Below are 13,235 nucleotides of genomic sequence, written 5' to 3'. Positions count from 1 at the left end.
ATGTTGGCATCGGCCGCCGGTCATCGCCTTCACAAGTCGCCGACATTCGGACGACTCCCTAAGCATTCACCGCATACGAAACCCGTTGGCGACAAACGGCACCCACTCCGTCGAAAAAAAACGACAGGCAAAAAAAAGGCCGGCGCATCCCGCGCCGGCCTTCGTGGTGCAAGCTGATGCCGCGAGCTCAGCTCAAGGCTGCGCCCCCGCCGCCTGCACCGCCGCGTAGGCATTGAGGATGCCCGCGCCGATCGGCTTGCTGCCGCTGGCCGCGACGTGCGGCGCGCTCGCCGAGGACTTCAGCAGCGAGGTGATCTGCGTCGAGCTCAGCAGCGACTTGCCCAGCGCAAGGCGATAGCTCTGCATCAGCGCCACTGCGCCGGCCACGTGCGGGGTGGCCTGCGAAGTGCCGGCCATGCCGCCATAGGTGGAACCGGACGGCGTGGTGGTGCCGGAGTCGATGGTCGACCAGATGAAGCCCGTGGTCGCCTGCGAGCCGCTGGAACCGTCGTTGGCGTAGACGCCGCCGCCCGGCGCGGCCAGGGTGATGCCCTTGCCGTAGTTGGAGTAGTACGCGCGGCGGCTGGTGATGCCGGTGGCGGCCACGGCGACCACGCCGGGGCAGCTGGCCGGCGAGAAGCCGGACACGTTGGCGTTGCTGTTGCCCGCCGCCACCACCACGGTGGCGCCGCGGCTGATCGCGCCGCTGATCGCCTGGCCGGTCACGCTGCTGGAGGTGCAGGTACCGCTGCCGCCCAGGCTCATGCTGATCACCTTGGCCGGGTTGGCATTGTCCGGCACGCCGTTGACGTGGCCGCCCGAGGCCCAGGTGATGGCGTCGGCGATATCGCTGTCGTAGCCGCCGCAATGACCCAGCACGCGCACCGGCAACACCTTGGCGCCGAAGGCCGTACCGACCATGCCGGTGGTGTTGTTGGTCTTCTCGCCGCCGGCGGTGCCGAACACGTGAGTGCCGTGCCAGCTGCTGTCCTCGGCCGGATGGCTGGAATCCACGCAACCGCCGTTGGTGGCGAGGTACTTGCTTCCGGTGGTCCAGTCGCCCAGGTCCCAGCCGCCGGCGGCGCGGCCGTCGGCGCTGCGACCGGAGACCAGCGCGGTGCTGGTGAAGTCGTAGCCGGCGTTGGCCAGGGTCAGGTCCAGGTCCGGATGGTTGGTGACGCCGGTGTCGAGGCTGGCGATCACCACGCCGGTGCCGTCGGCCAGGGTCCACGCCTGCTTGATGTTGGCGCCGCCCCAGTTGGCCACGTTGGTGCCCAGGCTGGCATCGGCGAAGGCCGCGCCGCCGGCGGCGAGGTAATCCCACTGGTAGCCGGCGAAGTACTGGTCGTTCGGCGTGGTGAAGGTGGCCGCGCCCTGCGGCAGTACCACCTTGCTCGGCTTGTCCAGCGCCTGGCGCAGATAATCCGGCTGCACGAATTCCACCGCCGGGTCGGCGGCGATCTGCTGCACGAACTGGCGGGCCTCGGCCGCGTTCAGGCGGCGCGAGGTGGTGACCAGGTCGCCGCCGCTGGCCAGCTTGCGCTTGTAGTTGAGGCCCAGGGCGCGGCCGCCGAACTGCACGGCGTCGGTAAGCCTGGCCTTGCCGGCCGCGGCCGACATCGCCTGCACCGCGGCGGCGGAGCTGCCGCGCTCGGTGCTGCCGTCGCGGTAGACGACGACGAAGCGGTCATAGGTAGCGTTGTCTTGCACCGAGCTCAGATCGAAGCGGGTGTTGCCGGCGATGTCATCGGCGGCGATGGCGGCGGTGGGCAGGCCCAGGGCCAGCATCAGCGAGGCGGCCAGCAGCTTCACATGCGAACGATTCATTCGAACTCCCTCTATGGTCTGGATGGATTGAGCGGGGGTGCTCCAGGATTGCCGGCCGGCGCGCCCTCCCCAGAGCGCGACCCGTCCGCCGGGCCACTTGGCCCGACTCCTCCCCCGATCAATGAGCGGGTCCGCCGGAACTGGTGGACCCGGGTTCACGCTAACAAGACAAATCCGAAGGAAATGTCGACGGCGCACGTAAGTTCATAGGAATTTTTCGCACCCTCCGGGATCCGTCCGCACCGCCTTCGGGGGTCAGAAGCCACTCCTGCCGTGCGATTCGCCGCCTTTTGCCCCGATCGCGGCCCTCAGGGACAATGCGTTCTTTTGCGACGCTTCCGGATCCATGCACCTGCTCGACATCGGCGCCAACCTCACCCACGAATCCTTCCGCCACGACTTCGACGAGGTGCTGGCGCGTGCCCGCGAGCACGGCGTCACCCGCATGGTGGTCACCGGCGCCTCGCGCGAGGCCAGCGTCCATGCGCTGGAACTGGCGCGCCGCCATCCCGGCGAGCTGTACGCCACCGCGGGCGTGCACCCGCACCACGCGGTGGACTACGACGAGGCCACCGACGCACTGCTGCGTGAGCTGCACACCCAGCCGGAAATGCGCGCGGTCGGCGAGACCGGCCTGGACTATCACCGCAACTACTCGCCGCGCGAGGTGCAGCTGGACGCGTTCGAGCGCCAGCTGCGCATCGCCGCCGACCTTGGCAAGCCGCTGTTCCTGCATCAGCGCGACGCGCATGAGGATTTCCTCGCCTTGCTGCGCCGCTATCGCGACCGGGTACCGGCGGCGGTGGTGCACTGCTTCACCGACACCGGTGCGGCGCTGCGCGATTACCTGGCGCTGGACTGCCATATCGGCATCACCGGCTGGATCTGCGACGAACGCCGCGGCACTCATCTGCGCGAGCTGGTGAAGGAAATTCCCGCCGACCGCCTGATGATCGAGACGGATGCGCCGTATCTATTGCCGCGCACGGTCAAGCCGCAGCCCAGCCATCGGCGCAACGAGCCGATGTACCTGCGGCATATCTGCTATGAGATCGCGCGGGATCGTGGGGAGCCGGTGGAGGTCACCGCGGCGAACAGCACGGCGACGGCCGAGAAATTCTTCGGCCTGTAGAAAATGCTGGCGTAGGTTGGGGTGAGCCGAAGGCGAACCCCAACCTACGCCGGACATCTCGCGGTTATGCGCTCGCCGCATCCAGCTGCGCGATCTCCGTCGCGCTCAACTGCAGCCGCGCCGCGCCGATCAAGTCATTGAGCTGCTCCGCACTCGTCGCACTGGCGATCGGCGCCGTGATGCTCGGCCGCGCCATCAGCCAGGCCAGCGCCACCTGCGAAGGCGTGGCGCGGTGCGTTTTCGCCACATCGTCCAGCGCCGCCAGCACACCCATGCCGCGCGGATTGAGGAACTTCCGCACCGCCGCCGCGCGCGCCGCGCTCTTGCCCAGGTCCGTCTCGCTGCGGTACTTGCCGCTCAGGAAGCCGCTGGCCAGCGCGTAGTAATTGATCACGCCGACCTGCTCCTTCGTCACCAGCGGCTCCAGGTACTTCTCGTAGTCGCCGCGCACCATCAGGTTGTATTCCGGCTGCAGGCTCTCGTAGCGGGGCAGGTTGTGACGGGCGGAGACGTCCAGCGCCTCGGCGAAACGGTCCGCGCCGTAGTTGGACGCGCCGATCACCCGCACCTTGCCCTGCTCGATCAGCCGCGCGAATGCGCCGAGGGTCTCGTGCAGCGGCACGCTCGCATCGTCTTCGTGCGCCTGGTACAGGTCGATATGATCGGTCTGCAGGCGCTTGAGCGAGCCCTCCACCGCCTGCTGGATGTTCAGCGGCGCCAGGCCCTTGTGCTCCACCCACTTGGCTACCTTGGTGGCGATCAGCACGCGGTCGCGCTTGCCGCTTTGTTTCAACCACTTGCCGATGATGGTTTCCGACTCGCCGCCGCGGTTGCCCGGTGCCCAGGCGGAGTACACGTCGGCGGTATCGATCAGGTTGAAGCCGGCGTCGACGAACTGGTCCAGCAGCTCGAACGAGCGCTTTTCGTCGACGCTCCAGCCGAACACATTGCCGCCGAAGGCCAGCGGGGCGATGGACAGGTCAGAACGGCCGAGGCGGCGGTGTTGCATGGCGGCGTTTCCTTGGCTTGGGATGGGGAAGCGCCGGCGTTGCCGGCGACTTGTCCAGGAAACGTGCCGCTACCTGCGCGCCAATTCAAGTCGACGCCTCAGGTCGGACTGCACGCCCCGCCGCCGCACGGGGGGATCCGCGAGGCTTCCAGACGCGCCGGGCGCGCCGCTTCCTGCTTGTGCAGCGAACGTCGCTCCGGCTTGCTCCCAAGCTCGGGCTCGGCGGCCAGGCGCCGCGCCAGCGTCACGTCGGCGACGTGGCCGTGCAGGAACAGCAGGTCGGTCCAGATCGAGCGCATGAGAGGCCTCCCGGGTGCGCCGCCATCTAGCGGCCCGCTCAAGATAGACAGCCGCCATGGCCCGACAAAGCGATATATTCGCAAGCCAGCCTTGAGGGATATTCAAGATGCCTCGAATCTCGCTCGACCTTCTGCAGCAGTTCGTCAGCGCCGCGCGGCTGGGCAATCTGTCGCGTGCCGCGGAGCAGGCCAACCTCACCGTCAGCGCGCTCAGCCACCAGATCCGCCAGCTGGAACAGCGCCTGGAGCGGCGCCTGTTCGATCGCGGCCCGCGCGGCGTGCAACTGACCGCCGAAGGCCGCCGCCTGCTGGAAGCGGTGGGGCATCACTTCGAAGGCCTCGACCGGGCGATGACCACGTATCGCTGCCGCCGCGAGGAAGCGCTCACGCTCAGCGCCAGCCCCGGCGTGATGAGCAGCTGGCTGGTGCCGCGCCTGGCGCGGCTGGTGGCGGCGCACCCGGAGCTGGAGCTCAACCTGCAATCGAGCGCGCTGCTGGTGGATTTCGAGCGCGATGCGGTCGACGCCGCGGTGCGCTACGGCCGCGGCGTATGGGACGGCGTCGAGAGCGAGCATCTGTTCGGCGAATGGATCGCGCCGGTCGCTTCCACTGCCCTGCTGGAACGCATGCGCGGCACCGATCCGGACGACCTTGGCGCCTGGCCCCTGCTGGGCGATCCGGGCAATCGCTGGCGCGACTGGTTCGAACAGTTCGGCGGCACGCCGCCGCGCCGCTACGTGGCGCAGTTCGACACCACCGACGCCTTGCAGCGCGGCGCGCTGGAAGGCATGGGCGTGGCGCTGGGCCGCATGGTCACCGCGCGGCCGCTGGTCGAAGCCGGCCTGCTGCACGTGCTGGGCGAGCGCTACATGCCGATCACCGAGGCGTATTACCTGGTCTATCCGCCGCGCTCGCTGGAGCACGAGGGCCTGCGCATCTTCCGCGACTGGATCCGCTGCGAAGCCGAGGCTTATGCGCGCGGCCTGGCCGACGCCGCCGGCCGGCGCGCCGTCGCCGGATGAAGCCGCGCCGCAGCTTGCCTTAGAATGCACGCGCCGGCCGCTAGGGGCCGGCGTTTTTTTTGAGCGTCCCCGCACCCCCGGATTCAAGGATTTCCCATGCCCAGCACCGCCATCCTCGTCGACGGCGCGTTCTTTCTTGCGCGCTACCGCAAAGTGTGGGGCGAGCGCGACGCCAATGACGCACGCACCGTGGCCAAGACCGTGTTCGGCATGGCGCTGGAGCACCTCAAGGCGCTGGACCGTCCGCGCGAGGCGCTGTACCGCATCTTCTTCTACGACTGCCCGCCGCTGGAAAAGAGCTTCGTGCGCCCGATCAGCGGCGACAGCTACGACTTCTCGCGCACCGGCGCGGCCGCGTTCCGCCGCGACCTGCACGACCAGTTGCGCCGCCAGCGCAAGATGGCGCTGCGCCTGGGCCGGCTGGCCGAGCGCGGCGAGTGGAAGCTCAAGCACCAGGCCTACCAGCAGCTGCGCGACGGCGCCCTGCACTGGGACGAGCTGGGCGACGAGCATTTCGAGCCGGATATGCGCCAGACCCAGGTCGACATGAAGATCGGCATCGACATCGCCGCACTCACCTACAAGAAGCTGGTGGACCAGATCGTGCTGGTCGCGGGCGACGCCGACTTCATCCCGGCCGCCAAGCTGGCGCGCTACGAGGGCATCGACTTCATCCTCGACCCGATGTGGCAGGGCATCGCGCCGGACCTGCACGAGCACATCGACGGGCTGCAGTCGGTATGCCCGCGGCCGTTCTGAATCGGCCGCTTTTGAAACCCGCCTAGCTACACATCGCACTCACTGTCCATCGACCAAACGTATACATGGCCGGCACGAAAACGCGTGCTAGCCTCCAACAGGCACCATACGGAAACGCCCCCATGCCGACGATCCGCCATTTCGCTCCCGTGCTCGCCGTCGCCCTGCTCGCGGCCTGCACCGGCAATTCCATGCCCGCCGCCGCCCTGGACGCGCAGCAGGACCAGCCGGCCGGCGGCCTGGTGCCGCCCACCAGCGCCAACGACTTCACCGCATCCCAGCTGGACAACGTGCTGGCCGGCAGCTGGCGCTCGGAGAAGAACCGGGCACGCGATATCTACCGCCATCCCAAGGGCACGCTGCAGTTCTTCGGCGTCCGCCCGGACCTGAAGGTGATCGAGATCACCCCCGGCGGCGGCTGGTACACCGAGATCCTCGCACCGCTGCTGAAGGACAACGGCAGCTACACCGCCGCGGTGAAGAAATCCGGCAACGAAGCCGGCGACGGCGGCCTGCGCGCGAAGTTTGCGGCCGACCCGGAGCACTACGGCAAGGCGCAGATCGTCGAGTACGACCCCAAGGCGCCGTCGTTCGGCCCGGCCGGCCAGACAGACATGGTGCTGACCTTCCGCAACGTGCATAACTGGGTGGAGGACAACAGCGCCCCGGCCATGTTCAAGGCCTTCTATACGGCGCTGCGCCCCGGCGGCGTGCTCGGCGTGGTCGATCATCGGGCCGCCGATGGCGCCAAGCTGGAAGACATCAAGGAAAGCGGTTACCTGCCCACCGCTTTCGTGATCAAGCTGGCCACCGACGCCGGCTTCAGGCTCGAAGCGCAGAGCGAGGTCAACGCCAACCCGAAGGACACCAAGGACTATCCCAAGGGCGTGTGGACGCTGCCGCCGACGCTCACGCTCGGCGAACAGGACAAGGCCAGGTACCTGGCGATCGGCGAGTCCGACCGCATGACGCTGCGCTTCGTCAAACCGGACGCCCCGGCGCAGACCGCCGCGCATTGAGCGCGGCGCATGCTGCTGGCGCTCAACAAGCCGTTCAATGTGCTGTGCCAGTTCAGTCCCGAGGGGGACAAGCGGACGCTGGCCGAGTTCGTGCGCCAGAAAGAGGTGTATCCGGCGGGGCGGCTCGACTACGACAGCGAAGGCTTGTTGCTGCTCACCGATGACGGCAGGCTTGCGCACCAGCTGACCGATCCGCGACACAAGCAGCCGAAGACGTACCTGGTGCAGGTGGATGGGGCGATCACCGACGAGGCAGTGGCACAGCTGCGGCGAGGCGTGGCACTCAACGATGGGCCGACCTTGCCGGCCGGTGTCGAGCATGCGGTCGAGCCGCAGTGGCTGTGGCCGCGCGACCCGCCGGTGCGCTTCCGCAAGAACATCCCGACCAGCTGGATCACGGTGACCCTGCGCGAAGGGCGCAACCGGCAGGTGCGGCGGATGACCGCAGCGGCGGGGTTTCCGACGTTGCGGTTGATACGGGTGAGTGTGGGGGGTTATGCGCTGGATGGGTTGGCGCCGGGGGAGACGCGAGTCATTGCGTAGGCTGGGGTGAGCCGCAGGCGAACCCCAACCTGCGCGGGCCTAAGGTGTCGACTCTTCCTCATCCGGCGCCGTAACGGTATAGCCGCGGGCTTTCAACTTCGCCAGCAACCCCTTCGGCGACAACACCTCCTCCATCGGCAACAACGCAAAGGTCTGCGCATTCGCGCCCACCGCGCGATCCACCGCCGCCATCCAGGTCGCCTCGACCTTCCCCGGCACGTCCTTCAAGCCGAGCTTCTCCGCAAACCCCGCACCGGTGATCGCCTCGATGCAGGCCTCGCGCTGATCGTTCATCGGCAAGCCGCGCAGGGCCTCGATGTCGCCGACCGCCCAGGCATTCGCTCGTGCGGTGACGTTGCCCAATCCGTGCTCCACCGTGTCCAGCGTCTGGCTGAAGCACTGCTGGTCCTCCATCGAGGAGGTCTTGAAGATCTTCAGCGCCGCGCGCGGCTCCTCGATCACCATCTCGTAGCGCGTCGCGCTGACCTTCACACCATGCTTCCTGGCCAGCTCGCGGACCATGTCCTTGACGCCGCCGGAGGCATTGAGGCCGCTGCGCTTGACCGCCTTCTCGTACAGCTCGACCGCTGCGAAGATCGGGCGCCAGCTTTCGATGCTGCGATCGTTGCCGATGTACTTCTGCTTGAGCACCATCCAGCGTGCGTACTGGTCCGCCGGCACTGCCTGCTGCAGGGTGACGCCATCCGGGTTCTTGCGCGCGCCGATCAGCGAAGGCAGCAGGAATAGTTTTCCGAAAAAGCTCGCCTTCGGCTTGATCGATACCGAGGGGGAAGACAGCACTTCTTGCGAGGCGGCGATCACGCCTTCCACCTCGTCGGTCTTCCATTGCATGTGTTCCGGCAGCGGCGACAAGGTGCCGAGCACGTACATCACGTGATCGCCCTTGCTCACCTTCCACAGGCCGGGTCCGGGCACCACCCCGCTGACCACCACCGATTCCAGGTTGGTCACCGAGGCGGCAGGCGCCGGTGCGGGCGGTGCTTCCTGTGCGAAGGCGGGGGCGGCGGCGCACAGCGCCAGGCAAAGGGCAAGCGAGACCAGGCGCATACGTTCGAAGCTCCGGGGGAGGGGCGGGCGGCCTTCCAGGCCGGGACCGGGGACGGTGGTCGGACTCCGGCGTGGCGCGAAAGTTTCCACGAAATTTTACGCGTTCTATACGCCCCGCCCGCGATTCGCTACCCCTTTCTTATACCCGGGTTCCGACAATGCGCACCGTTGCATTGCCGGTACTTCGTTCGCCATGGACGCTCTCTATCTGCTGTTCTCGTTCGTGCTGTTCGCCGTCACGATCGGCTTCCTGCTGATCTGCGATCGGCTCGGTCGACGCCCCTGACCGCCGCGGTTTCCGCGGCTCCTCCCGACGCGCCTTAGCGGGATTTTCCCCATGACTTTCTTCTACGCCGTGGCCGCCGTGATCGCGGTAGCCCTGCTCGGCTACCTGTGCGTGGCCCTGCTCAAGCCGGAGTGGTTCGAATGACCACCAATGACTTTATCCAGGTCGCCGTTTTCCTGGTCGTGCTGTTGCTGCTGATCAAGCCGGTCGGCAGCTACATGGCCCAGGTCTTCGCCGACGCGCCCAACCGGGTGACGCGCTTCGGCGCGCCGGTCGAGCGCCTGCTGTATCGCCTCTGCGGCATCCGCGCCGACGAGGACATGGGCTGGCGCCGCTACGCCATCGCCATGCTGGTGTTCAACATGCTCGGCCTGCTGGCCGTGTATCTGCTGCAGCGCGTGCAGCAGTGGCTGCCGCTCAATCCGCAGCATTTCGGCGCGGTGACGCCGGACTCGGCGATCAACACCGCGATCAGCTTCGCCAGCAACACCAACTGGCAGGGCTACGGCGGCGAAAGCACGATGAGCTACCTGACCCAGATGCTGGGCCTGGCGGTGCAGAACTTTCTCTCGGCGGCCACCGGCATCGCGGTGCTGGTGGCGGTGGTGCGCGGCTTCTCGCGGCGCAGCTCGCTGTCGATCGGCAACTTCTGGGTCGACCTGACGCGCAGCACGCTGTACATCCTGCTGCCGTTCTCGCTGATCCTCAGCCTGCTGCTGGTCTCGCAGGGCGTGGTGCAGAACCTCAAGCCCTATGTCGACGTGCCGCTGACCCAGCACATCACCCAGGTCGAGCAGCTGAAAGACGCCGACGGCAATCCGCTGAAGGATGCCAAGGGCAATCCGCTGACCAAGGAGTCGCCGGCGACGGTGCAGACCCTGCCGATGGGCCCGGCCGCCTCGCAGATCGCGATCAAGCAACTGGGCACCAACGGCGGCGGCTTCTTCAATGCCAACTCGGCGCACCCGTACGAGAACCCGACGCCGTTTGCCAACTTCCTGGAGATGCTGGCGATCTTCCTGATCCCCGGCGGCCTCTGCTACAGCTTCGGCGTGCTGGTCGGCGACCGCCGCCAGGGCTGGGCGATCCTCGCCACCATGCTGTTGATCTTCGTGCCGCTGGCGATCGGCGCGGTCGCCGCCGAGCAGGCCGGCAACCCGGCGCTGCACGGCTTAGGCGTCGACCAGCAGGCCAGCGCACTGCAGTCCGGCGGCAATATGGAAGGCAAGGAAACCCGCTTCGGCATCGCCGCCAGCGGCCTGTTCACCGCCATCACCACGGCCGCCTCCTGCGGCGCGGTGAACAACGCGCACGACTCGCTCACCCCGCTGGGCGGCCTGGTGCCGATGTGGCTGATGCAGCTGGGCGAGGTGATCTTCGGCGGCGTCGGCTCAGGCCTGTACGGCATGCTCGCCTTCGCGGTGGTGGCGGTGTTCATCGCCGGCCTGATGGTGGGCCGCACGCCGGAATACCTGGGCAAGAAGATCGAAGCGCACGAGATGAAGATGGCCAGCCTGGCCGTGCTGATTCCCTGCGCGCTGGTGGTGGTGGGCACGGCGGTCGCGGTGATGGCGCCGGCCGGCGTGGCGGGCGTGGCCAACCCGGGCGCGCATGGCTTCAGCGAGATCCTGTACGCGGTGACCTCCGCCTCGAACAACAACGGCAGCGCGTTCGGCGGTCTCTCCGCCAACACCCCGTTCTGGAACGTGCTGACCGGCCTGTGCATGTTCATCGCCCGCTTCCCGCTGGCCATCGCGATGCTGGCCATGGCCGGCTCGCTGGCCGCCAAGCGCCACGTGCCGCCCTCGGCGGGCACCCTGCCCACGCATACGCCGCTGTTCGTCACGCTGCTGGCCTGCGTGGTGATCGTGGTGGGCGCACTGACCTTCCTGCCCGCGCTCGCGCTCGGCCCGATCGCCGAATTCCTGATCTCGGCCCACTGAATTCCAGGGACTTTCGTTCCATGACCTCGCATACGCACGCGGTACGCAGCTTCGACCGCAACCTGATCCTCAAGGCCATCGCGGACTCGTTCCGCAAACTGTCGCCGCGCCAGCAGTTCCGCAACCCGGTGATGTTCGTGGTGTTCGTGTGCAGCGTGCTGACCACCCTGTTGTGGGGCCAGGCGCTGTCCGGGCACGGCGAGGCGCCGACCGGCTTCATCTTCTGGGTGACGGTGTGGCTGTGGTTCACCCTGCTGTTCGCCAACTTCGCCGAGGCGCTGGCCGAAGGCCGCGGCAAGGCGCAGGCCGCCGCGCTGCGCGGCACGCGCAAGGACGTGATCGCCAAGAAGCTGGCCGCGCCGCAGCGCGACGCGGCGGTGAGCTTCGTCCCCTCCAGCGAGCTGCGCACCGGCGACCACGTGCTGGTCGACGCCGGCGAGCAGCTGCCCGGCGACGGCGAAGTGGTCGTCGGCGCCGCCAGCGTCGACGAGAGCGCGATCACCGGCGAATCCGCGCCGGTGATCCGCGAATCCGGCGGCGACCGCAGCGCGGTCACCGGCGGTACCCGCGTGCTGTCGGACTGGCTGGTGGTGCGCATCACCGCCAACCCGGGCGAGAGCTTCCTGGACCGCATGATCGCGATGGTGGAAGGCGCCGCGCGGCGCAAGACGCCGAACGAGATCGCGCTGACCATCATGCTGGCCAAGTTCACCCTGATCTTCCTGCTGGCCTGCGCCACCCTGCTGCCGTATTCGATCTACAGCGTGCAGGCCAGCGGCCACGGCAACCCGATCACGCTCACCGTGCTGATCGCCCTGCTGGTATGCCTGATCCCGACCACCATCGGCGCCCTGCTCTCGGCCATCGGCATCGCCGGCATGGACCGCATGATCCGCGCCAACGTGATCGCCACCTCCGGCCGCGCGGTGGAAGCGGCCGGCGACGTCGACGTGCTGCTGCTGGACAAGACCGGCACCATCACCCTGGGCAACCGCCAGGCGGTGGCCTTCATGCCGGCGCCGGGCGTGGAGGAAGCGATCCTGGCCGACGCCGCGCAGCTCGCCTCGCTGGCCGACGAAACGCCGGAGGGCCGCAGCGTGGTGGTGCTGGCCAAGGAGCGCTTCGGCCTGCGCGAGCGTCACATCGAAGATACGCACGCGGTGTTCGTACCGTTCACCGCGCAGACCCGCATGAGCGGTGTCGACGTCGGCGAGCGCCGCATCCGCAAGGGTGCGCTCGATGCGGTCGAGCGCTATCTCGACGCCGCCGGCAGCCACCTGCCGCCGCTGGTCAAGCGCATGGCGGAAGACGTCGCGCGCCGCGGCGCCACCCCGCTGATCGTGGTCGAGGGCAGCACCGCGCTCGGCGTGATCGAGCTGAAGGACATCGTCAAGGGCGGCATCCGCGAGCGCTTCGCCGAAATGCGCCGGATGGGCATCAAGACCATCATGATCACCGGCGACAATCCGCTCACCGCCGCCGCCATCGCGGCCGAAGCCGGCGTCGATGACTTCCTCGCCGAGGCCACGCCGGAAGCGAAGCTGAAGCTGATCCGCAAGATCCAGGCCGAGAACCGCCTGGTGGCGATGTGCGGCGACGGCACCAACGATGCGCCGGCGCTGGCCCAGGCCGACGTGGCGGTGGCGATGAACACCGGCACGCAGGCGGCGAAAGAAGCCGGCAACATGGTCGACCTCGATTCCAACCCGACCAAGCTGATCGAGGTGGTGGAGATCGGCAAGCAGATGCTGATCACGCGCGGCGCGCTGACCACGTTCTCGATCGCCAACGACATCGCCAAGTATTTCGCGATTATCCCGGCCGCGTTCGCCACCACCTACCCCGCGCTCAATGCGCTGAACGTGATGAAGCTGGCCACGCCGCAGAGCGCGATCCTGTCGGCGGTGATCTTCAACGCGCTGATCATCGTGTTCCTGATTCCGCTGGCGCTGAAGGGCGTGAAGTATCGCGCGCTGGGCGCGGGCGCGCTGCTGCGCCGCAACCTGCTGGTGTACGGGCTGGGCGGTATCGCGGTGCCGTTCCTGGGCATCAAGCTGATCGACCTGATTCTGGTGCTGCTCGGCCTGGCCTGAGCACACCGCCTCCGAGGTGACATCCATGCAGACCCTGAAACTCTCCGTGTCTCTTCCCGATACCGATCACGATGGCGTCGAACTGCGCTTGTCGGCCGATGACGCCGCCTGCGATGTGGTGATCGCCCTGCCGGCCCGCACACGCGTGCGCGGCAGCGACGAGGCCGCAACACCCGAACAGAACGATTACGTGCTCGGCGGCTACGCCGGCATCTGAGCTCCAACTCTCTCTCCA

Annotated in this window: 13 protein-coding genes; 9 read left to right on the top strand and 4 right to left on the bottom strand. The window is 67.8% G+C overall.

All coding sequences use genetic code 11. The annotated features are described in order from the left end of the window. Positions 1-192: 192 nt before the first annotated feature. Complete coding sequence (locus BM172_RS10320; protein WP_035323402.1) at positions 193-1,827, bottom strand: S8 family serine peptidase; 1,635 nt, start codon at positions 1,825-1,827, stop codon at positions 193-195. Between the two features lie 346 nt (positions 1,828-2,173). Between BM172_RS10320 and BM172_RS10315 the strand changes: the two genes are divergently transcribed. Beyond that, entirely contained in the window at positions 2,174-2,959 is a 786-nt protein-coding gene (locus tag BM172_RS10315) for a TatD family hydrolase (RefSeq protein WP_026635458.1), read from the top strand. Positions 2,960-3,023: 64 nt separating this feature from the next. On the opposite strand, the gene BM172_RS10310 is transcribed toward BM172_RS10315, so the two are convergent. Both BM172_RS10310 and BM172_RS10305 read right to left on the bottom strand, forming a co-directional pair. After that, positions 3,024-3,968, bottom strand: coding sequence for an aldo/keto reductase (locus BM172_RS10310; RefSeq protein WP_026635457.1), 945 nt, complete (start codon positions 3,966-3,968; stop codon positions 3,024-3,026). A gap of 98 nt (positions 3,969-4,066) precedes the next feature. Beyond that, positions 4,067-4,267: a hypothetical protein gene (locus BM172_RS10305; protein WP_026635456.1), complete on the bottom strand. Its 201-nt coding sequence runs from the start codon at positions 4,265-4,267 to the stop codon at positions 4,067-4,069. A gap of 107 nt (positions 4,268-4,374) precedes the next feature. Between BM172_RS10305 and BM172_RS10300 the strand changes: the two genes are divergently transcribed. The 4 genes from BM172_RS10300 (at position 4,375) to BM172_RS10285 (ending at position 7,610) form a co-directional block, all read left to right on the top strand. Further along, complete coding sequence (locus BM172_RS10300) at positions 4,375-5,289, top strand: LysR substrate-binding domain-containing protein (protein WP_026635455.1); 915 nt, start codon at positions 4,375-4,377, stop codon at positions 5,287-5,289. A 96-nt stretch (positions 5,290-5,385) separates the two neighbouring features. Beyond that, a complete protein-coding gene (locus BM172_RS10295; RefSeq protein WP_026635454.1) occupies positions 5,386-6,048 on the top strand; it encodes an NYN domain-containing protein in 663 nt (220 codons plus the stop codon). Positions 6,049-6,170: 122 nt separating this feature from the next. Further along, positions 6,171-7,067: a class I SAM-dependent methyltransferase gene (locus BM172_RS10290; protein ID WP_026635453.1), complete on the top strand. Its 897-nt coding sequence runs from the start codon at positions 6,171-6,173 to the stop codon at positions 7,065-7,067. Positions 7,068-7,076: 9 nt separating this feature from the next. Continuing rightward, complete coding sequence (locus BM172_RS10285; RefSeq protein WP_026635452.1) at positions 7,077-7,610, top strand: pseudouridine synthase; 534 nt, start codon at positions 7,077-7,079, stop codon at positions 7,608-7,610. Positions 7,611-7,649: 39 nt separating this feature from the next. Here BM172_RS10285 and BM172_RS10280 read toward each other — a convergent pair whose 3' ends face one another. After that, entirely contained in the window at positions 7,650-8,678 is a 1,029-nt protein-coding gene (locus BM172_RS10280) for a TraB/GumN family protein (RefSeq protein ID WP_026635451.1), read from the bottom strand. A gap of 337 nt (positions 8,679-9,015) precedes the next feature. Between BM172_RS10280 and kdpF the strand changes: the two genes are divergently transcribed. The 4 genes from kdpF to BM172_RS10260 are packed head-to-tail and all read left to right on the top strand — an operon-like array spanning position 9,016 to position 13,217. After that, a complete protein-coding gene (gene kdpF, locus BM172_RS10275; protein WP_081805176.1) occupies positions 9,016-9,108 on the top strand; it encodes a K(+)-transporting ATPase subunit F in 93 nt (30 codons plus the stop codon). Further along, a complete protein-coding gene (gene kdpA / locus BM172_RS10270; RefSeq protein ID WP_026635450.1) occupies positions 9,105-10,907 on the top strand; it encodes a potassium-transporting ATPase subunit KdpA in 1,803 nt (600 codons plus the stop codon). Before kdpF ends, kdpA begins: the two co-directional genes overlap by 4 nt. A 20-nt stretch (positions 10,908-10,927) precedes the next feature. Continuing rightward, positions 10,928-13,000, top strand: coding sequence for a potassium-transporting ATPase subunit KdpB (gene kdpB, locus BM172_RS10265; RefSeq protein WP_026635449.1), 2,073 nt, complete (start codon positions 10,928-10,930; stop codon positions 12,998-13,000). A gap of 25 nt (positions 13,001-13,025) precedes the next feature. Continuing rightward, the gene (locus BM172_RS10260; protein ID WP_026635448.1) at positions 13,026-13,217 is read left to right on the top strand and encodes a hypothetical protein; all 192 of its coding nucleotides are present in this window, start codon (positions 13,026-13,028) and stop codon (positions 13,215-13,217) included. Positions 13,218-13,235: the final 18 nt, after the last annotated feature.

The sequence above is a fragment of the Dyella marensis genome (genome assembly GCF_900112865.1).
Taxonomy (GTDB): Bacteria; Pseudomonadota; Gammaproteobacteria; order Xanthomonadales; family Rhodanobacteraceae; genus Dyella_D; species Dyella_D marensis_A.
Note: the sequence above shows the minus strand (reverse complement) of the source record. Positions and strands in the feature narration are given on the sequence as shown.

Excerpts from the sequence above, each read along its gene's own strand:
- BM172_RS10320 (WP_035323402.1), bottom strand. The coding sequence starts at position 1,827 with ATGAATCGTTCGCATGTGAAGCTGCTGGCCGCCTCGCTGATGCTGGCC.
- BM172_RS10315 (WP_026635458.1), top strand. The coding sequence starts at position 2,174 with ATGCACCTGCTCGACATCGGCGCCAACCTCACCCACGAATCCTTCCGC.
- BM172_RS10310 (WP_026635457.1), bottom strand. The coding sequence starts at position 3,968 with ATGCAACACCGCCGCCTCGGCCGTTCTGACCTGTCCATCGCCCCGCTG.
- BM172_RS10305 (WP_026635456.1), bottom strand. The coding sequence starts at position 4,267 with ATGCGCTCGATCTGGACCGACCTGCTGTTCCTGCACGGCCACGTCGCC.
- BM172_RS10300 (WP_026635455.1), top strand. The coding sequence starts at position 4,375 with ATGCCTCGAATCTCGCTCGACCTTCTGCAGCAGTTCGTCAGCGCCGCG.
- BM172_RS10295 (WP_026635454.1), top strand. The coding sequence starts at position 5,386 with ATGCCCAGCACCGCCATCCTCGTCGACGGCGCGTTCTTTCTTGCGCGC.
- BM172_RS10290 (WP_026635453.1), top strand. The coding sequence starts at position 6,171 with ATGCCGACGATCCGCCATTTCGCTCCCGTGCTCGCCGTCGCCCTGCTC.
- BM172_RS10285 (WP_026635452.1), top strand. The coding sequence starts at position 7,077 with ATGCTGCTGGCGCTCAACAAGCCGTTCAATGTGCTGTGCCAGTTCAGT.
- BM172_RS10280 (WP_026635451.1), bottom strand. The coding sequence starts at position 8,678 with ATGCGCCTGGTCTCGCTTGCCCTTTGCCTGGCGCTGTGCGCCGCCGCC.
- kdpF (WP_081805176.1), top strand. The coding sequence starts at position 9,016 with ATGACTTTCTTCTACGCCGTGGCCGCCGTGATCGCGGTAGCCCTGCTC.
- kdpA (WP_026635450.1), top strand. The coding sequence starts at position 9,105 with ATGACCACCAATGACTTTATCCAGGTCGCCGTTTTCCTGGTCGTGCTG.
- kdpB (WP_026635449.1), top strand. The coding sequence starts at position 10,928 with ATGACCTCGCATACGCACGCGGTACGCAGCTTCGACCGCAACCTGATC.
- BM172_RS10260 (WP_026635448.1), top strand. The coding sequence starts at position 13,026 with ATGCAGACCCTGAAACTCTCCGTGTCTCTTCCCGATACCGATCACGAT.